This window comes from Candidatus Cryptobacteroides sp., from assembly GCF_056207615.1.
The window spans coordinates 10,863-28,253 of sequence record NZ_JBAEER010000158.1 but is presented as its reverse complement, the minus strand read 5'-3'; the positions used below and the strand labels follow the sequence as shown (position 1 = coordinate 28,253).

Below are 17,391 nucleotides of genomic sequence, written 5' to 3'. Positions count from 1 at the left end.
CGTTGAGAATTGCGGAAAGATATTCTCGACCATAGTTTCCAAGCCTTATCTCAAGCATGCGGACTTCTTCAAGACTCTCGGTAGCTGGGCTGCCTTCAGCCTCGACAGGAACGGCTCCGAGAGGGCTACTGTCAGCGGTATCGTGAACTGTTCTGACGGCGTGAGGAAATACATGAAGATATTCGAGTCCGTCACTCCTTCCGAGTCTCAGCTGGCGACCATCCTCCCGGAGAAGACCAACTGGGCATTCTCCCTCCCAAGCGCGGATATGGCAGAATACATGAAGGCATATCAGTCCTATGGCGACTCTCGCATCGGAATCAGTCGTTTCCTTGCGCGTCAGAAGGAACTTCAGGATGCAACAGGCGTGTCTCCTAAGACTTGGTACAATTCACTCGGCGTGAAGGAGGCTGCTGTTGCAGAAATGCCGATAAACGGTAATCAGGAGCAGCTCTTGCTCCTTCTCGTGAACAATCCTGACGAGAATTGCGCTACCGGTGTGAACGATTTTCCTTACGGAGGCTTCGTGGCTTCAGTGATAGGAGGACTGTATAAGCTGCAGGATGAGTCTTGCTGCACTTACGTGAATGGATGGCTCCTCATCGGCAGCCGTGCAGCGATAAGCGCTTATTCAGAGGGTGAGATGCCTGGCGTCAAACTCTCCGAGTCTTCGTCCTTCGCATCGCATTCTGACGTGCTTGCCGGAAAGAACCAGCTCGCTCTTTTCTGGTTCCCTGTAAGCGGAAACTCTGCCCTCGTGAGGGAAGTCTTCCAGAAGAGCTTTGGTGCGAGCCTCGAGGCCAGCTCTTACGGCAGGGAAGAGAGCTTCATCGCTTCTCTGGCCAAGACAAAGGCTGGCGTCGTCCTCACCATGGACATGACCAAGCCGGAACCGTCTGCGAGAAAGAAGAAAGAGGCCGCAGAGCAGGAAGTCGTCATCCCTGCAGGGCCATTCACCGTAAAGAATTCCGGTAGCGGAAAGGACAACCACCTCTCTCTCTCTGAAGGCAAGCTCACTCTCTCCGAGGACGGTAACGAACTCTGGGCAGTGCCGTTCGACGGCGCGCTCTGCGGCAGGGTTGCGAACGTGGACTATTTCAACAACAAGAAGATCCAGTTTGCGTTCTGCTCTGGTGACAAACTCTATCTCTATGACCGTCTCGGACGAGTGGTGGAGGGCTTCCCTTCAACTCTCGAAAAGCCAGTCCTTCTCGGGCCAGACGTGTATGATTTCCGCAATCTGAGAAGATACAACGCGATAGTCCTCAATATGGACAACACTATAGACATGTACAATCTCAAGGGCCAGAAGCCGGAGGGCTGGAAGACCATCGTCCCTAAGGACAAGGTCAGCTCACTTCCGGAGTCCATCCTCATCGGCAAGAAGAACTATTGGGTGGTTTATACCGCATCCCAGACCTTCGTGTATGCATTCGAGGGGGGCGAGCCTGTTGCTCAGTTCGAAGGCCATGTTCCAGCTGACCAGGTTGAGGTAGAACAGAAATAAACTATTCGAAATGGAGAAATTTGACCATAGCTATCTCAGGATGGCTGCCGTTTGGGCACAGAATTCATATTGCAAGCGCCGTCAGGTGGGTGCGCTTCTCGTGAAGGACAGGATGATCATCTCTGATGGTTATAACGGAACTCCTTCGGGATTCGAGAACGTGTGCGAGGATGAGAACGGCGTAACCAAGCCATACGTGCTCCATGCTGAGGCAAACGCGATCACGAAGGTCGCGCAGTCAGGCAACAGCAGCAAGGGCGCGACTTTGTATGTCACCGCGTCTCCGTGCGTCGAGTGCGCTAAGCTTATCATCCAGGCAGGAGTCTCAAGGGTCGTCTACAGGGATGAGTACAGGCTCACCGACGGCGTGGACCTACTCCGTAAGGCAGGTATAATCGTAGAACAGGTAGAAGACTGATGAAGAAGACAAGTTACCAGCTGCTCGTCGCCCTGATGGGCGTCGTGTTGGGAATGCTCATATCCCTGCTTATTTTCAGGGTTAGCGCGGCCAAGAAGAAGCAGATGAGCTGGGAGTACGGCAATTGGCGCAAACTCTCCCTGATCCTCGATTATGTGCAGAATCATTATGTCGACACCATCGACGTGAAGAACATGACGGACGCGGCCGTGATTGCGGCGCTCCATGAGCTTGATCCGCACTCCGTATATCTTCCTCCAGTGGAACTTGAGGAATCCGAGTCCGAGCTTGCCGGCAATTTCGACGGTATCGGAATTCAGTTCAACGTACCCAATGATACGGCAATCGTCCTCAGTGTGATAGGTGGCGGCCCTTCGGAGAAGGCTGGCCTGATGCAGGGAGACAGGATCATCCGTGTCGATGAGAAGGTGATTGCGGGAGCGAAGACACCGCAGGATTCCATGGTCCGACTCATGAAGGGACCATCCGGTTCGAAGGTCAAGGTGACCGTGCTCAGGGGAGAGGAGACCATGTCCTTTGACATTACCCGCGGAAAGATTCCTGTGAACTGCGTGGATGCGGCCTTCATGGTCAATGATACTACAGGCTATATAAAGCTCACCAAGTTCACTCGTACCACCTATTCAGAGGTGCAGATAAACGCTCTCATGTTGCTTGCACAGGGCATGAAGAAGCTTATTTTCGACATCAGAGGAAATACAGGCGGCTATTTCGAGCAAGCCTGCCTTCTTGCAAATGAGTTCCTCGACAGGGGAGACCAGGTCGTGTATATGGAAGGACTACATTCACCGCGCCGAGACTTCAAGGCAGACGGAAGGGGAATGCTCAAGGATATAGAGCTCTGCGTGCTGATAGATGAGTCTTCGGCGTCGTCCAGCGAGATCTTCGCAGGTGCAATCCAGGATAATGACAGAGGACAGATCATAGGACGCCGTTCATTCGGAAAGGGACTCGTACAGGAACCGCTCAACTTTACCGACGGAAGTGGAATAAGGCTTACCATCGCTCGTTACTATACTCCTTCGGGTAGGTGCATACAGAAGCCGTACAGCTCAGACGACGAGTATGCCTACGATATCTATGATCGCTACATGCACGGAGAGATGACCGATGCGGACAGCATCAAGGTAAACGAGAATGAAGTGTACTATACAGCCAAGGGCCGCAAGGTCTATGGCGGTGGTGGAATCATACCTGACATCTTCGTGCCTATCGATACGACCAAGGCCACTAATTTCTATGTGCAGTGCAACAGGAAGGCTACGGCGATGAGATTCGCTTCCTATTTCTTCGACCAGCACAGGACCGAACTTTCGAACATCGATGACTACAAGGTCCTCGATACATTTATCAGAAAGTATGATCTCGAGTCGAAGTTCCTTGCATTTGCCGCATCAAGGGATGGCCTCAGGCCGTCTGCTGCTGAGTGGGCAGAATCAAAGTCCTACATGATGCCGCAGGTCAATGCGCTCGTTGCAAGATACAGCAAGCTCGGCGAGAATGCATTCTACAAGATGTATCTCGACGTGGATGAGTGCGTGAAGAAAGCGCTTACTGCGCGATGAAACTGTAGGTGATATCTCCGAGCTGGTTGCTGGTGCCTCCAGTCTTGGAGAACTTCGAAGTCCTTGCGGCTCTTACCGCATGGTCCCTGAGACATTTGTCCGAAGATGATGCGCTGTCAAGGACCTTGGCATCTATTACAGTGCCCTGTGGATTGACCGTGATGATTACTGTGACATCGCCCGAGCCCATGCATCTGTATGCAGGGATAGTAAGGTGGCTAGCCTTCCTTCCGTCGAGGTTGTAGGTGACTACGGCTTTTCCCGAATATTCCTGCTTCCTCTCTTCCTGAGGCTTTGTGCTAGGCTTAAGGTCTACGACTTCGTCCCTGGCATCCTCCTTTATCGCGTTCTGGCCGTTTTTAAGCTCGTTTGCGAGCCTTTCAGCGTCACGGTAGAGCTGGTCTGCATCCGTGTTCCTGTCGTCTCTCAGAGCGCTTCTGTTGACTGCGACGTTCCTTACGTCAGAAGCCCTGTAGACAGGTGCCTGGCCAAGCATCTCATCAAGCTTCTTGCTGATGTTGTCCTTGAAATCCATTTCCTGCCTTTCCTTCTCGATCTGCTCGAGCTTGCTGAAGTCGAGCACGAAGCTCTGCTCCCTTCCAAGCTGCATACCGATCTGATATAGCAAGAAAATAATTATCACCGTGAGATGGACTATCACGGTGACATAAATTCCAACGCGGTCTTCTTTCGGAAGTCTGGCCACTGCTGCGTAAGTTTATTTTTCGGTTTCCCTTAAAGCTTTTTCTATTGTTGCCGAGATGATGTCGATGGCTACCTTGTTATGTCCTCCCTGAGGGATGATGATGTCTGCGTATCGCTTGCTTGGCTCGATGAACTGGAGATACATTGGTTTCACGGTCTTCGAGTATCTCTCGATGACCCAGTCAACGGTCTTTCCTCTTTCAACGATGTCTCTTGACATCACTCTCATCAACCTGTCATCGTCGTCTGCGTCCACGAAGATCTTGATGTCCATCAGGTCGCGGAGCGGCTTGCAGGTGAAGATGAGGATTCCCTCAATTATGATCACGTCTGCAGGCTCGACCCTTACGGTCTTCTCCTTGTTGCGTGAGCAGGTTATATAGGAGTATATAGGCTGGTCTACTGCCTTACCGTTCTTGAGGTCAGATAGGTGCTGCTGGAGGAGCTCAAAATCGATTGCGTCAGGATGGTCGAAGTTGTTGTTCCTCTTCTCAACCTCACTGAGGTGGCTGAGATCCTTGTAGTAGGAATCCTGAGGTATGACAGCAACTCTTTCCTTGAGATTTCTTGTGATCGCACTGACGACAGTCGATTTTCCTGAGCCGGATCCTCCGGCAATACCAATCAGCAGCATATTCTCTAAGCGTATTATCTGTTAATACTCGGCGTTTTTCGGAGTTCTTGGGAATGGGATCACGTCTCTGATGTTTGCCATTCCGGTAACGAAGAGAAGGAGTCTCTCGAAGCCAAGTCCGAATCCGCTGTGAGGGCATGATCCGAAGCGACGGGTATCAATGTACCACTCGAGGCTCTTACGGCTCATCTCGAGCTCATTAATGCGGTTCTCGAGCTTCTCGAGGGATGCCTCTCTCTCTGATCCACCGATGATCTCTCCGATCTTAGGGAAGAGCACGTCCATCGCGCGAACTGTCTTTCCGTCCTCGTTCTGCTTCATATAGAAGGCCTTGATGTCCTTAGGGTAGTCGGTAAGGATGACTGGCTTCTGGAAATGCTTCTCGACGAGATATCTCTCGTGCTCGCTCTGGAGGTCTACGCCCCAGGCTACGGGATATTCGAAAGTCACGCCATTCTTGACTGCCTCCTCAAGAATCTTGATACCCTCAGTGTAAGGAAGCCTTACGAACTCGGTGTCGATGACGCCATAGAGTCTGTCGATGAGGCTGTCATCATATTTGTCGTTGAGGAATTTCACATCCTCGTAGCAACGCTCAAGTGCGCACTTTACGAGGTACTTGATGAAATCCTCTGCGAGGTCCATGTTGTCCTTGATGTCATAGAATGCCATCTCTGGCTCTACCATCCAGAACTCTGCAAGGTGGCGAGGAGTGTTTGAGTTCTCTGCACGGAAGGTTGGACCGAAGGTATAGATCTCTCCGAGTGCGGTTGCTCCGAGCTCACCCTCGAGCTGTCCACTGACTGTAAGGCTGGTCTGCTTGCCGAAGAAGTCACCGCTGAAGTCTACCTGACCTTTCTTGTTCTTAGGTACATTGTTGAGGTCAAGTGTGGTAACCTGGAACATCTGACCTGCACCCTCGCAGTCTGATGCTGTGATGAGCGGAGTGTTGAGGTATACGAACCCCTTTCCGTGGAAATACTCATGGATTGCGAATGCCATCTGGTTGCGGATGCGAAGTACAGCACCGAAGGTGTTAGTCCTCATTCGCATATGGGCTACGGTCCTGAGGTACTCGAATGAAGTGTCCTTCTTCTGGAGTGGGTACTTCATTGGGTCGCACTCACCGTAGATCTCTATGCTCTTTGCCTGGATTTCGACTGCCTGTCCGCTACCTACAGATTCTACGAGCGTACCGATAACTCCGATACAAGCACCTGTAGTGACCTTTGCGAGTACATCCTCTGGGAATGCGGTCTTGTCTACTACGATCTGGATATTATTTATTGTAGAACCATCATTAAGGGCGATGAATGCAATGCCCTTGTTTCCTCTCTTGGTCCTCACCCAACCTTTGGCGAGAACTTCCTTGCCTGGCTCTTTCTTGAGCAGTTCTTTTACTTTGGTTCTTACTGGTGTTTCCATAATTGTTGATAAGTTTAACTCGGCAAATTTAATCAATATTGACTAACAAAAAAATAGGGTGACCTTTTGGGCCACCCTATTTTTAATATAGTCGAGTTTACTCTTCAGTTACCTTTCTTGCAGCGTACATGATCTTAAGCGCTGAGCACCTACGGAGCTCCTGCTTAACATCTGTTACGATACCCATGCGGACGTTTTCGTCTGCGCGGATTGATACTGTCATAAACTGTCTGTCTGCCTCGCTCATAGCATCGCGCTCAGCAGCAATGAAGTCACGGATGTCGTCTACAGTCTTGAAAGAGTCGTTGAGCTGGATTCGTGCATCGGTACCGTACTGTGCCTGGAGATGTCTCACAGGTGATCCGATATTGATGTATGAAGACAGATCCTTTCTCTCAAGCTTGGCAACCTCACTAGCCTCAGGGAGCTTGACCTGAACCTTGTTCTCGGTCTCACGCATCTGAGTGGTTACCATGAAGAAGAACAGGAGCATGAAGACGATATCGGAGAGAGAAGATGTACTTCCTGCTGGAACGGCTTTCTTACCGCCTTTTTTGAATTTTGACATTTCTTAATCCTCCTTATTTCTTGGTGATATCCTTAGGCTCTGCCTCTGAGATGTTCTGAGGGATAGCCTTGCGGACGATTTCCTGTTTTTCCTCTGAAAGACTTGCATACCTCTTACCGTAGTTGTTGTATGCAAAATCATCACGAAGTTCGTTAACGGCCTTTACAAGCTCGTTCTGTACGGCGATATATGCCTGGTAGCTGGTACCACGGTCGTTCTGGAGGGAGATAACGCCCTTAGAAACCATATACTTGCCGTAACCCTCGATATCAACCTCAGACTTCTCTGGAAGGTTAGGATCGTTGTTAGGGTTTGAGAGGAACTCCTTGGTCTTTTCTTTCAACTGGCTGACATCAATAGCCTCATTACCAGCAAGCAGTCTATCGCTAGAGTTGATTCTGACGATGAAGATGTTTCTACGGTTTACCTTCTGGTCCTCAACCTTCTGGTTAGGATCAGGCATAGGAGGAAGACGACGCTGAAGACCAGCCTGTGAACCCATGGTAGTAGTCATGAGGAAGTAGCACAGGAGGAGGAATGCGATGTCCGCCGTAGAGCTTGAATTGATTTCTGGTGTTTTCTTTGAAGCCATGTCTTTCTACCTTATTTGCGGATAGCGTTGATGATAGCGCTTGCAACGATTGATACTACTGCTGCGCATGCAGCGATGTAAGTAAGGTTCATTACGGTATCAGTAAGCTTGAGGGTGGTAGCGCTAGGCTGCTCACCAACAAGTCCGATGGCCTCGGAACCTGGAGCGAGTACGTATGCAATGGCAACGAGTGCACATACTCCTACAAGCACGCCGACGATAGAGATCGCAGACTTCTTGCTTCTAGCAGCATTGGCACCTACACCCAGGATGATAATCGCAACGAGAGCGATCACCACGAGAGCATACGCCCAGTAGAGCATGAGGTCGATCGCCTTTGCGCCGTTGCTCTCGAATCCACCGATAACTCCGAAGAGGATGATAGCAACTGAGCACGCAAGGAGAAGCCACTCTACGATTTTGACTACTTTAGCGTAAGTCCTTTTGTTAGGATTTGCCATTATTGGAAATTATTTTGCGTATTTAACAAGCATGTTAACGAGCTGATCCTCTGCCTTCTCCATCTCGATTGAAAGGCTATCAATCTGTGAAAGGATGTAGTTGTAGAAGAGCTGGAGGATAACGGCAACGATCAAACCGGCAACGGTAGTGATCAAAGCGACCTTCATACCACCTGCAACGACGTTAGGAGAGATATCACCTGCTGCCTGGATTGCGTCGAATGCCTGGATCATACCGATGACAGTACCCAAGAATCCGAGAGAAGGAGCGATGGCGATGAAGAGAGAGATCCAACCGAGACCGTTCTCCATCTTGCTCATCTCGATAGAGCCGTTGGTAGCAATCTTCTTCTCAACAACCTCGATACCCTCTGAGATGTGCTCGAAGCCCTCATAGAAGATAGCTGCGACAGGACCACGGGTGTTGCGGCAGATTTCCTTTGCTGCATCTGGACCCTGCTCCTTAAGAGCCTTCTCAATCTTCGAAAGAAGCTTGGTTGTGTTGGTCTTAGAGAGAGTGAGGTAAAGGATTCTCTCGATTGCGAGAGCGAGACCGATGATCAAGCAGATGATAACGAGGCTCATGAAGCCTGCACCACCCTCGATGAACTTAGTCTTGATGGCCTGGTGAAGAGGAACATCTGACTTTGCGGCGAATGGGTCGATAGCAGCATCTGGAGCTTCATCGGCAACAAGCTGGGTCTCAGCTGGAGCAGCCTCGTCATTCTCCTGAGCAGCTGCATACTGTGCAGAAAAGGCCATCAGGCCTGCAACTGCCAAAAACATGAAAACTTTTTTCATAATTGTTTTTGAGTGTTTAATTAATACTGTATTAGTTTGTTACAATAATTTTCCTGTCGTACGGACGTGGCAATCCGTATTAAAAGCGGTGCAATTTAGCAATTTATTTTCAAACAACAATAATTATTTGGAGATTTCTCCTCTTATTGATGACTCGAGGAAGGCTTTGACCTCCTCGTTTCTGTCGAATCTTCCCATCAGGTAAAAGAGCTTTGCAAGCATGCTTTCGGTAGTGCTGTCATAGCCGCTGCACACTCCGCAGTCAAGTAAAGTCTTGCCGTTTGCGTAGATCGCCATGTTGACCGAACCTGCCGCACATTGGGTGACGTTGACCAGAAGTTTGCCCATGCTGACAGCTTCCTTCACGATGTCGAGGAACCATGTCCTGGACGGCGCGTTGCCGGAACCATAGGTCTCTAGTATCACAGATCTCGTCTCCGGTCCGCATAGGATGTTCCTCACGACCTGAGGAGTGATGCCCGGATGGATCTTCAGAATGGAGACTCTGGTGTCGAGCTCATAATGGAAGGTGGGACGCTTGCTCCAATCTTTTGGCTTGATTATCAGTGAGTTGTTGTATCGGATGTTGATTCCAGCCTCTGCGAGGAGCGGGAGATTCGGCGAGCGGAAAGCCTTGAACTCCTCCGCGTCCATCTTGGACGTGCGGTTACCTCGCATCAGCTTGTTGTCGAAACAAATGCAAACCTCGGGAATGATTGCATGCCCGTTCTCGTCCTTCGATGCGGCGATTTCGACCGCGGAGATGAGATTCTCCTTTCCGTCCGTCCTCGGCATGCCGATAGGAAGCTGGCTTCCTGTGAATACCACCGGTTTGGTGAGACCTTCAATCATGAAGCTGAGTACGGATGCCGAATAGGCCATGGTATCGGTGCCGTGTAGGACGACGAATCCGTCGTATTCGTCATAGCCCTTTTCTATGGTCTGGGCGATGAGCTTCCATGTCGCAGGTTCTATGTCAGAAGAGTCTATGATAGGGTCGAAGGATTCGGCGTCTATCCTGTAGGCGAACTTGGCGAGTTCGGGCACTTCCTCGAGAATCTGGCTGAAATCGAAAGGACGCAGGGTCTGGCTGACAGGATCCTGTTTCATTCCTATCGTGCCTCCCGTGTAGATCATGAGCAGGGAAGCCTTGTTCCCCTCAAAGCTGCTTGTCATCATATATTGAAAAGTTTACGGGCGTTCTCGCTCGTCACTGCATCCACCTCTTCGACTGAGATACCCTGCTGGAGGGCGATCTTGGACGCTATGAAAGGTATGTAGCTGCTCTCGTTTCTCTCGCCTCTGTGGGGAACCGGAGTGAGGTACGGGCAGTCCGTCTCGAGCAGGATGCGCCCGAGCGGAATATCCTTCACAGTCTCTCCTATGGATGCTTTCTTGAAAGTGACGACTCCTCCTATGCCCACGTACCAGTCGCCGAGCCTCTGGATTTCCCTAAAGGTCTCGATACTGCCGGTGAAGGCATGGAATACGCCCCTGAGATTGCTGTGATTGTGTTTCTTGATGATCGATAATATGGCTTCCGTGGCTTCTCTGTTGTGGATTATCACAGGAAGGTCCATCCGGCTGGCGAGGTCCAGCTGCAGTCCGAGCACCTCTTCCTGCTCTGCAACGAATTCGCGCGACCAATAGAAGTCGAGGCCGATCTCGCCAATTGCATATATCTTTTCCCCCATCCATCTCTCCATGGTGGAATATTCTTCCTTCCATGAAGCGTTGACCTCTGTCGGATGGAGACCCAGACATGGGAACGCAACGCCTGGATGGCGTCCTGCCAATGCGAACATGGCATCGCGAGACCTGCTGTCGATGTCCGGAAGCACAAGCTTTGTGACTCCGGCGGCGACGGCACGCTCAACTGCTGCATCTTCCTCTCCTGAGAAGGCTTCGTCGTATAGGTGGCAATGGGTATCGATCATACCCTACAAATCTAATCATTATTTCAGATTTAACGAACATCTACGGAGCATATCCATCGAGATCAGGCCGTCCGCTTCCATCATGGTGACGCTTTCCAGAACCTCCTGGTAACTGATTCCGCAGGCGGAGGCTATGTCTTCCACGTCTATACCCCTGTTCTTTCCTATTGTTTCTATAATGGAAAGCAGCTTCGACGTCGTCTCCTGGCCCATTGACGACTCGTAAAGGCGTCTTGCCTCCAATATGATATCCCTTCTCCGGGAGCGCCGGATCTCAAGTCCGAGACTCTTTCCCAGCTCGATCTCGCTGCTGATCGCTTCTGCAATCCTGCCTCTGATGAGATGGTTGCATCCCTGCGAACGGATATCGTCTATCCTGCCAGGCAGGGCATAGACCTCCCTTCCGTAGGAAAAGGCCAGGTTTGCCGTCATCATACCCCCTCCTCTGAACTTGGATTCAATCAGTATGGTAGCCCGGCACATGCCAGCTATGATGCGGTTCCTCCTGAGGAAGTTCACCTGCAGGGGCGCGGTCCCTGGAGGATAGTCCGTCACGAGGGCGCAGTTCGGAGTCGAGGCCATGATCTCAGCCTCCTTGGTGTGCCTGTATGGGTAGATCTCGTCTATTCCCGTGGCCATTACCGCTATGGTCGGAACACCTTCCGCAAGAGCTGCCCGGTGGGCTGCGATGTCCGTGCCCAGAGCCAGCCCGCTGACTATGGTGGGGCGTGAGCCGCTTCCTGCGATCCCCTTGACTATCCTCTCGCACCATTCGCTGCCATAGGTCGAGATGTCCCTCGTCCCCACCACTGCGATTGAGTTGAGGTTCCCGAAGATTTCGTCCGGCTTGGATATACCTTTGTAATATAAGCCGACCGGAGGATCCTCACATTCCTTCAGCAGGGCCGGGAAATCCTTGCTCGAGTATGGCAGGAAGTGACATCCTTTCGCATCCAGCATGTTCAGCTCGTCCGCGGCCTGCTCCAGTGCCCGGAAGCAGATGTCTTCCCTGTGCTTGCTGAAGGGTCCAAGTATCTCGTCCAGCCCCGACCGGCTCAGCTCGAATACGGCTGACGCCGAACCGAGCGTGTCAATTAGAGCCAATGCTATCCTGGGCTCGAAGCCGAAAATCCTGTTGAGTGCACAATGACATACCGTCTCGTCAAATCTTCCCATCTCCATCGTCTTTTTGCTGATGGTGAAGATACGAAAAAGCCCCTCGGAATTGCTTCCAAGGGGCTCGGTCTATGAAGATTTGCATTTTTTCAGAGCAAATTCATTTTTTTAGAGGATGAGGAGGGCGTCTCCATAAGGACCGAACTTGTAGTCCTGCTCGAGAGCGGTCTGGTATGCCTTCATCACATTGTCGAAACCTCCGAAGGCTGCAACCGACATGAGCATGGTAGAACCGGGACGGTGGAAGTTCGAGATGACTGCCGTAGGCACAGCGAACTTGTAAGGAGGGAAGATGAACTTGTTGGTCCATCCGTCGTATGCATTCACGTCTCCGTTGGTGGTCACATAGGTCTCGAGACCTCTCATGACGGTGACTCCGACGCCTACTACCTGATGGCCAGCATGCTTTGCATCGTTGATCTTCTTTGCGGTCTCTGGAGTGATGATGAGCCTTTCAGAGTCCATCTTGTGCTTCGAGAGGTCCTCGACGTCAACGCTACGGAAGTGGCCGATACCCATGTGGAGGGTGATGAATGCCTTCTCGATATCCTTGAGGATCATTCTGTTGAAGAGCTCCCGGCTGAAGTGGAGACCCGCTGCAGGGGCTGCCACTGCACCCTCGTTAGCTGCGTAGATGGTCTGATAGTTCTCGGCATCCTCCGGCTCTGGCTCTGGCTTCACCCAAGTTGGTACAGGGGTCTTGCCGAGAGAGAAGAGTGTGCTCTTGAACTCCTCGTAGCTTCCGTCGAAGAGGAAACGGAGGGTACGTCCGCGTGAGGTGGTGTTGTCTATCACCTCGGCAACGAGACTCTCGTCCTCGCCGAAATAGAGCTTATTGCCAATTCTTATCTTCCTGGCAGGGTCTACGATCACGTCCCAGAGGCGCTGCTCCTTGTTGAGCTCCCTGAGGAGGCTCACCTCGATGTTGGCGCCGGTCTTCTCCTTGTTTCCGTTGAGTCGAGCTGGGAATACCTTTGTGTCGTTGAATACGAAGGTGTCGCCCTTGCCGAAATACTCGATGATATTCTTGAAAAGCTTGTGCTCGATTTCGCCTGTGTCCTTGTGAAGGATCATGAGCTTGCACTCGTCCCTCCATCTTGGAGGCTCTGTGGCGATCTTCTCCTGAGGAAGCTCGAACTGGAACTGTGAGAGTTTCATTTTTTTTCTAATTCTTTAAGGTTTAGCCGTTTCTGACTCCGTTGAGCGGAGAAAAACTAAATATTATACGTACGGAAACGAATTTTGTTTCACTAAACCTTTGCTTCTTTGAAAACTTCCTGTATCGAAGGGTATGTGTTCTTCAGGAAAGGCGGGAGACTCGATTTTGCAACCCATGCGGCTTTTGCGATATCCTCCTCTGTCTGAGGGGTCAGGTCGGTCGGGTTGGTGTAGAGCATGTCATACCACCAGGTATGCTTGAGATGCCACATCCCGTTCCTGAGATAGCAGTGGTCTGTGATGCAGATGAGATCCCTGAGCTGGAGCTCATCCACTCCGGTTTCTTCCTGCACCTCGCGCAATGAACATTCCCTGATGTCTTCTCCAGGCTCGAGATGCCCCTTCGGGAGGTCCCAGAGGCCGTTTCTGCTTATGAGAAGATAGTCGCCCCTGCGGTTGGAAACAAGGCCGCCGCCGGCTGTGACTTCGACAAACTCCGCGCATATCCTCTTGTATGCGGCATCGACATCCTCCGCAGGGATGTAAACTCGGAAAAGCGAGTCTGACCTTAGCACCATGCCGACCAGCGCGCACATGTCGAAACGCTCTCCAAGGTGGAAGGTGACTGCGTTCGGATCGCTCAGAGCCTGGTCGTCCGGGTGGCAGATGATGACGGCTCGTTTCTCGAAGTATATCTTGTGCATGGAATTTGCTATATTTGCATTTCACCGCAAAGATAATAAGCAATATGGAAAATTATAAAAGCAAGACAGGCATAGTGTCCAAGGCTCCTTTCGAGCTTTACATGTCGTTCGTTGACATGAGGAACTTCTCGCAGATGGTTCCCGAGGACAAGAGGGATATGATAGAGGCTGACTATGACACCATCACGGTGACAGCCCAGGGCTTCACCATCGGAGCAAAGGTTAATCAGAGAGTACCTTATTCATATATAGAGCTCATCGACTGGGGCAATTCTCCTATCGCCTTCAAGGTCGGACTCAATTTCGGTGCGGCTGGTCCAGCAGACAAGACCCAGTTCAGCATCGAGGTGTCAGCAGACCTGAACTTCATGATGAAGATGATGCTTGGCAAGAAGATCCAGGAAGGTCTCGACAAGATAGTCGACGGCCTTGTAGCTGTATCGGAGGGCAGGATGCCGGAGGGTGTCGATCCCGAGATGCTCAAGAACATGAATAGGTAGTATGGAACTTAGGGAAGAATTTCTCAGGTATCTCTCCGAGGCAATTGGCGAGAACAGCATAGACGTCGTCAAGGCTGCTTTGGACGAGCCGGCGTCCGTGTCGGTCCGTCTGAATCCGTCGAAGTGCGAGGGCGTGCATCTCCCTATCCTTGACGGCGCCTCATCGGTGGAGTGGAGCAGTTTCGGCTATCTCCTCAAGGAGAGGCCGGTGTTCACCCTTCATCCGCTATTCCATGCAGGAGTATACTACGTGCAGGATTCTTCCGCCATGTATGTCGGTCAGGCAGTCCGTGATATCCTCGGACGTTTCGAAGGCCTGAACCGTCCGGTCCGTGTGCTTGACCTTTGTGCAGCGCCGGGCGGAAAGACGACGGATCTCGCTGCCAGCCTCAGGGCTGCTTTCGGAGATTCATTCCTTCTGGTCGCCAACGAAGTCATGAAGACAAGGGCCACAGTCCTCGCTGACAATGTCGGCAGATGGGGCGATCCTAACGTCATCGTCACTAGCGTGGATCCGAAGGCATTCGCGAACCTGAAGGCCTTCTTCGACATCATAGTCGCAGACGTACCATGCTCAGGAGAAGGCATGTTCCGAAAGGACGAGGAGGCGCTCGCCCAGTGGTCTCCTGACAACGTGAAACTTTGTGAGGAACGTCAGCGCCGCATCATCGCAGATGTCTGGCCAGCGCTTTCTGGCGGGGGTGTGATGGTATATTCGACCTGCACCTTCAACCGATATGAGAATGACGGCAACGTCGAATGGATATGTCAGGAACTCGGAGCGAAGAAACTGTCCTCGAAGAGCCTGGTTCCAGGTTTTGTCCCCGGCGAAGGCCAGTATTGCGCAACCATGGTCAAGGACGGTGATGAGGCTGTCGAGCTTCGCAAGGGCAAGCCGCAGAAGGCCGACGCCGCGCAGAAGATGGTCAGCGCGCTTTTCGATTGTCCGGTCAATGTCAGGCGCAAGGGAGACATGGTGATAGCAGTTCCGACGGTCATCGCAGATCTTGTCGACCATATCGCTTCGACTATGCCGCTTCTGTCGTCAGGCACGGCAGTGGGACAGATCAAGGGCAATGACCTCGTGCCGGACGAGGATCTCGCTCTCTGCATCGCGCTTCGCAGGGGGGCCTTCGCAGAGGCTGCTATCGATAAACCGACAGCACTCGCTTTCCTTCATAAGGATGCAATCACGCTTGCGGATGCTCCGAAGGGCATCGTTCTGCTTACATACAAGAACGTTCCGCTGGGCTTCGTGAAGAACCTCGGGAACAGGACTAACAACCTCCATCCTCAGTCGAGGAGGATAAGAATGGATATAAAGTAATGAAGAGAATACTCATGGTCATCATGGCGGCACTGGTCTCTTTCCAGATGTTCGCACAGACAGCAGAAGAATACAAGGCACGTTACGAGAGGCTGGTCGCAAGGCTGGGCCATTCCGGAGTCGGTGTGGAGGGCATACTTGACAAGTGGGCCCAGGTCGACTCTACGGACGTGGACATGCTCGTGGCACGCTTCCAGATGTACTTCGAGAAGTCGAGAGATCACAAGGTCGTCGATACCGACAGCAAGAAGCACCTTGGCCTCGATCCTATACTCACGCTCAAGGACAGCACCGGTACCAACAGGTACTATTTCCAGGTTCCTGTCTTCGATGACGAAGTCTTCGGGGATGCCATGAGAAGCATAGAGAAGGCGATCAAGCTCTATCCGGAGAGGCTCGACCTGAGGATAGACAAGGCTACAGCCCTCCTTGCCTACGAGACCGACAGCCCGGACATGACAACATCATTCCTTCTTTCGCTCATCGATGAGTGGAACTCAAAGAAACATTCATGGACCTATCCTGAGGCAGAGGTGGACAAGGCCTTCTTTGATCAGGTGATCCAGGAATACTGCGGCACCCTCTTCGGAATAGCTACGGACAAGTCCCGCGAGTCGTTCAAGACAATTGCGGAGAAGATGCTCCTTACAGACAAGAACAACCCTGAGTTCCTTTCCGACCTCGGCTCATACTATGTGGTGAAGAAGGATAATAAGAAGGCCATGAAGTACTATGACAAGATACTCAAGGCGACACCGGACTATTATCCTGCTATCAAGAACTGCTGCACCATGGCAGTCAATGCAAAGGATGCCAAGCTCCAGAAGAAGTATCTTCCATATATGGTGAAATACGGAACCGAGGCGGAATCAATCTCTGCCAAGGCCCGTCTCGCCGCGCTCAATTAGTTCCTCCTGCTGCTTCCTGTACATCTGCCAGCTGTTGAATACGTTGTGCCAGATGCTGTAGAACCCGCCGGCTACCGAGCTGACAGGGTCCATGAAGGTGTATCCCATCCAGATTGCGAACACGGTGTTCTTCTGGCCGAGAGCCTGACAGGTGGTGACCTTGTCGCCATATCTCTTTCCTATCTTCCTTCCGGCCCAGAACTGGAATACGCAGGTGATCAGCGATGCTATTGCTATGCCGCAGAGAACGGCAAAAGGAGTGTTGCTGTTGAAGATTGCCCTCGTCGTCATAAGAATTGCCAGACAAAGCGATACTGCCCAGATGTTGAAGGCGGCGTCCTTGCGACTGACTATCTTTGCGTTCAGCTCAGGCGAAATCCACTGGATGGCCCAGGCAAGCAGGGCCGGGCATATGAGGGTAGGGAACACCTTCGCGATGATGAGCGCAGAAGCCGCGATAAAGGACATTCCTGCAGCAGGATGTATCATCGGTACGAAAAGCGGGACGATGATGGCCACCACGAGGTTGATCAGCACGAGGTAGCAGATCAGACCGGCCATCTCACCTCCGAGCCTGTCGGTGACGACTGCCGCAGCGGTGGCGGTAGGACATATGAGACAGAGCATGGCGGCTTCGATCACGACCTTCCACTGGAATTCCGGAAGGACTGCCATCAGCAGAGCAAGACCTATGAAAAGACCGGCCTGAATCATCAGTAGCCATATATGCCATTTCCTGAACCTCAGCTGCTTCGGCGAAATCTTGCTGAAGGAGAGAAAGAGCATGAAGAAGAGCAGGGTCGGCTGAAGCTTGGAAATCGCTGCTGCCAGAAAGGGACCGGCGGGATGGAGAAAGCCAATGACACGGTACAGCAGGTATAGGAGAATGCCTGTAGTAATGGATATGGGGAGCATCCATGTCTTCAAGAACTGGATCAGCTTGGTCATTTTTGGCTTTTGGGGCAGCAAAGATGGCTATTTTTA

General features: G+C 51.7%; 19 protein-coding genes. 6 read left to right on the top strand and 13 right to left on the bottom strand.

Features of this window, described 5'->3' with window-relative positions:
• The 3 genes from AC06ND_RS09050 to AC06ND_RS09040 all read left to right on the top strand — a co-directional run.
• On the top strand, nt 1–1,507 hold a 1,507-nt coding region (locus AC06ND_RS09050; RefSeq protein WP_475678657.1), incomplete at its 5' end, for a hypothetical protein.
• Nucleotides 1,508–1,517: 10 nt separating this feature from the next.
• The gene (locus tag AC06ND_RS09045; protein WP_475678656.1) at nt 1,518–1,925 is read left to right on the top strand and encodes a deoxycytidylate deaminase; all 408 of its coding nucleotides are present in this window, start codon (nt 1,518–1,520) and stop codon (nt 1,923–1,925) included.
• Entirely contained in the window at nt 1,925–3,511 is a 1,587-nt protein-coding gene (locus AC06ND_RS09040; RefSeq protein ID WP_475678655.1) for a S41 family peptidase, read from the top strand. The genes AC06ND_RS09045 and AC06ND_RS09040 overlap by 1 nt, the downstream gene beginning before the upstream one ends.
• Here the strand turns inward: AC06ND_RS09040 and AC06ND_RS09035 are convergent.
• The 12 genes from AC06ND_RS09035 to AC06ND_RS08980 form a co-directional block, all read right to left on the bottom strand.
• Nucleotides 3,498–4,121: an energy transducer TonB family protein gene (locus AC06ND_RS09035; RefSeq protein ID WP_475678654.1), complete on the bottom strand. Its 624-nt coding sequence runs from the start codon at nt 4,119–4,121 to the stop codon at nt 3,498–3,500. The two genes, AC06ND_RS09040 and AC06ND_RS09035, sit on opposite strands and share 14 nt — an antisense overlap.
• A 108-nt stretch (nt 4,122–4,229) precedes the next feature.
• Nucleotides 4,230–4,850, bottom strand: coding sequence for a uridine kinase (udk, locus tag AC06ND_RS09030; protein ID WP_475678653.1), 621 nt, complete (start codon nt 4,848–4,850; stop codon nt 4,230–4,232).
• A 21-nt stretch (nt 4,851–4,871) separates the two neighbouring features.
• A complete protein-coding gene (gene asnS, locus AC06ND_RS09025; protein ID WP_475678652.1) occupies nt 4,872–6,275 on the bottom strand; it encodes an asparagine--tRNA ligase in 1,404 nt (467 codons plus the stop codon).
• Between the two features lie 97 nt (nt 6,276–6,372).
• Nucleotides 6,373–6,843, bottom strand: coding sequence for an ExbD/TolR family protein (locus AC06ND_RS09020; RefSeq protein WP_475678651.1), 471 nt, complete (start codon nt 6,841–6,843; stop codon nt 6,373–6,375).
• 13 nt (nt 6,844–6,856) lie between these two features.
• A complete protein-coding gene (locus AC06ND_RS09015; protein ID WP_475678650.1) occupies nt 6,857–7,435 on the bottom strand; it encodes an ExbD/TolR family protein in 579 nt (192 codons plus the stop codon).
• An 11-nt stretch (nt 7,436–7,446) separates the two neighbouring features.
• Entirely contained in the window at nt 7,447–7,896 is a 450-nt protein-coding gene (locus tag AC06ND_RS09010; protein ID WP_475678649.1) for a hypothetical protein, read from the bottom strand.
• Nucleotides 7,897–7,905: 9 nt separating this feature from the next.
• Nucleotides 7,906–8,697 (bottom strand): MotA/TolQ/ExbB proton channel family protein, encoded by a 792-nt coding sequence (locus tag AC06ND_RS09005; protein ID WP_475678648.1) that lies wholly within the window; start codon nt 8,695–8,697, stop codon nt 7,906–7,908.
• A gap of 123 nt (nt 8,698–8,820) precedes the next feature.
• Nucleotides 8,821–9,873 (bottom strand): asparaginase, encoded by a 1,053-nt coding sequence (locus tag AC06ND_RS09000; protein ID WP_475678658.1) that lies wholly within the window; start codon nt 9,871–9,873, stop codon nt 8,821–8,823.
• Nucleotides 9,873–10,634: a TatD family hydrolase gene (locus AC06ND_RS08995; protein WP_475678647.1), complete on the bottom strand. Its 762-nt coding sequence runs from the start codon at nt 10,632–10,634 to the stop codon at nt 9,873–9,875. Before AC06ND_RS08995 ends, AC06ND_RS09000 begins: the two co-directional genes overlap by 1 nt.
• Before the next feature lie 18 nt (nt 10,635–10,652).
• The gene (dprA, locus tag AC06ND_RS08990) at nt 10,653–11,816 is read right to left on the bottom strand and encodes a DNA-processing protein DprA (protein ID WP_475678646.1); all 1,164 of its coding nucleotides are present in this window, start codon (nt 11,814–11,816) and stop codon (nt 10,653–10,655) included.
• A 102-nt stretch (nt 11,817–11,918) separates the two neighbouring features.
• Nucleotides 11,919–12,968: a tRNA preQ1(34) S-adenosylmethionine ribosyltransferase-isomerase QueA gene (gene queA / locus AC06ND_RS08985; RefSeq protein WP_475678645.1), complete on the bottom strand. Its 1,050-nt coding sequence runs from the start codon at nt 12,966–12,968 to the stop codon at nt 11,919–11,921.
• 92 nt (nt 12,969–13,060) lie between these two features.
• On the bottom strand, nt 13,061–13,672 hold the full coding sequence (locus AC06ND_RS08980; RefSeq protein ID WP_475678644.1) for an NUDIX hydrolase: 612 nt from the start codon (nt 13,670–13,672) through the stop codon (nt 13,061–13,063).
• 44 nt (nt 13,673–13,716) lie between these two features.
• Here AC06ND_RS08980 and AC06ND_RS08975 point away from each other — a divergent pair, with 44 nt between their 5' ends.
• Genes AC06ND_RS08975 through AC06ND_RS08965 form a run of 3 tightly spaced genes read left to right on the top strand, consistent with a single transcriptional unit; the run spans nt 13,717 to nt 16,407 of the window.
• Nucleotides 13,717–14,172, top strand: a complete 456-nt coding sequence (locus tag AC06ND_RS08975; protein WP_475678643.1) for a hypothetical protein — start codon at nt 13,717–13,719, stop codon at nt 14,170–14,172.
• A 1-nt stretch (nt 14,173) separates the two neighbouring features.
• Nucleotides 14,174–15,499, top strand: coding sequence for a methyltransferase RsmF C-terminal domain-like protein (locus tag AC06ND_RS08970; RefSeq protein ID WP_475678642.1), 1,326 nt, complete (start codon nt 14,174–14,176; stop codon nt 15,497–15,499).
• Nucleotides 15,499–16,407 carry a hypothetical protein gene (locus AC06ND_RS08965; protein ID WP_475678641.1) on the top strand — a complete coding sequence of 303 codons (909 nt, stop codon included), beginning with the start codon at nt 15,499–15,501 and terminating at the stop codon, nt 16,405–16,407. The genes AC06ND_RS08970 and AC06ND_RS08965 overlap by 1 nt, the downstream gene beginning before the upstream one ends.
• On the opposite strand, the gene AC06ND_RS08960 is transcribed toward AC06ND_RS08965, so the two are convergent.
• Entirely contained in the window at nt 16,369–17,355 is a 987-nt protein-coding gene (locus AC06ND_RS08960) for a transporter (protein ID WP_475678640.1), read from the bottom strand. The genes AC06ND_RS08965 and AC06ND_RS08960 overlap by 39 nt on opposite strands.
• Nucleotides 17,356–17,391: the final 36 nt, after the last annotated feature.

Coding starts and splice junctions, on each gene's coding strand:
- AC06ND_RS08965 (WP_475678641.1), top strand. CDS start 15,499: ATGAAGAGAATACTCATGGTCATCATGGCGGCACTGGTCTCTTTCCAG.
- AC06ND_RS08980 (WP_475678644.1), bottom strand. CDS start 13,672: ATGCACAAGATATACTTCGAGAAACGAGCCGTCATCATCTGCCACCCG.
- AC06ND_RS09045 (WP_475678656.1), top strand. CDS start 1,518: ATGGAGAAATTTGACCATAGCTATCTCAGGATGGCTGCCGTTTGGGCA.
- AC06ND_RS09015 (WP_475678650.1), bottom strand. CDS start 7,435: ATGGCTTCAAAGAAAACACCAGAAATCAATTCAAGCTCTACGGCGGAC.
- dprA (WP_475678646.1), bottom strand. CDS start 11,816: ATGGAGATGGGAAGATTTGACGAGACGGTATGTCATTGTGCACTCAAC.
- AC06ND_RS09020 (WP_475678651.1), bottom strand. CDS start 6,843: ATGTCAAAATTCAAAAAAGGCGGTAAGAAAGCCGTTCCAGCAGGAAGT.
- AC06ND_RS08995 (WP_475678647.1), bottom strand. CDS start 10,634: ATGATCGATACCCATTGCCACCTATACGACGAAGCCTTCTCAGGAGAG.
- AC06ND_RS08960 (WP_475678640.1), bottom strand. CDS start 17,355: ATGACCAAGCTGATCCAGTTCTTGAAGACATGGATGCTCCCCATATCC.
- udk (WP_475678653.1), bottom strand. CDS start 4,850: ATGCTGCTGATTGGTATTGCCGGAGGATCCGGCTCAGGAAAATCGACT.
- AC06ND_RS09000 (WP_475678658.1), bottom strand. CDS start 9,873: ATGACAAGCAGCTTTGAGGGGAACAAGGCTTCCCTGCTCATGATCTAC.
- AC06ND_RS08975 (WP_475678643.1), top strand. CDS start 13,717: ATGGAAAATTATAAAAGCAAGACAGGCATAGTGTCCAAGGCTCCTTTC.
- AC06ND_RS09010 (WP_475678649.1), bottom strand. CDS start 7,896: ATGGCAAATCCTAACAAAAGGACTTACGCTAAAGTAGTCAAAATCGTA.
- AC06ND_RS09040 (WP_475678655.1), top strand. CDS start 1,925: ATGAAGAAGACAAGTTACCAGCTGCTCGTCGCCCTGATGGGCGTCGTG.
- queA (WP_475678645.1), bottom strand. CDS start 12,968: ATGAAACTCTCACAGTTCCAGTTCGAGCTTCCTCAGGAGAAGATCGCC.
- AC06ND_RS09005 (WP_475678648.1), bottom strand. CDS start 8,697: ATGAAAAAAGTTTTCATGTTTTTGGCAGTTGCAGGCCTGATGGCCTTT.
- AC06ND_RS08970 (WP_475678642.1), top strand. CDS start 14,174: ATGGAACTTAGGGAAGAATTTCTCAGGTATCTCTCCGAGGCAATTGGC.
- asnS (WP_475678652.1), bottom strand. CDS start 6,275: ATGGAAACACCAGTAAGAACCAAAGTAAAAGAACTGCTCAAGAAAGAG.
- AC06ND_RS09035 (WP_475678654.1), bottom strand. CDS start 4,121: ATGCAGCTTGGAAGGGAGCAGAGCTTCGTGCTCGACTTCAGCAAGCTC.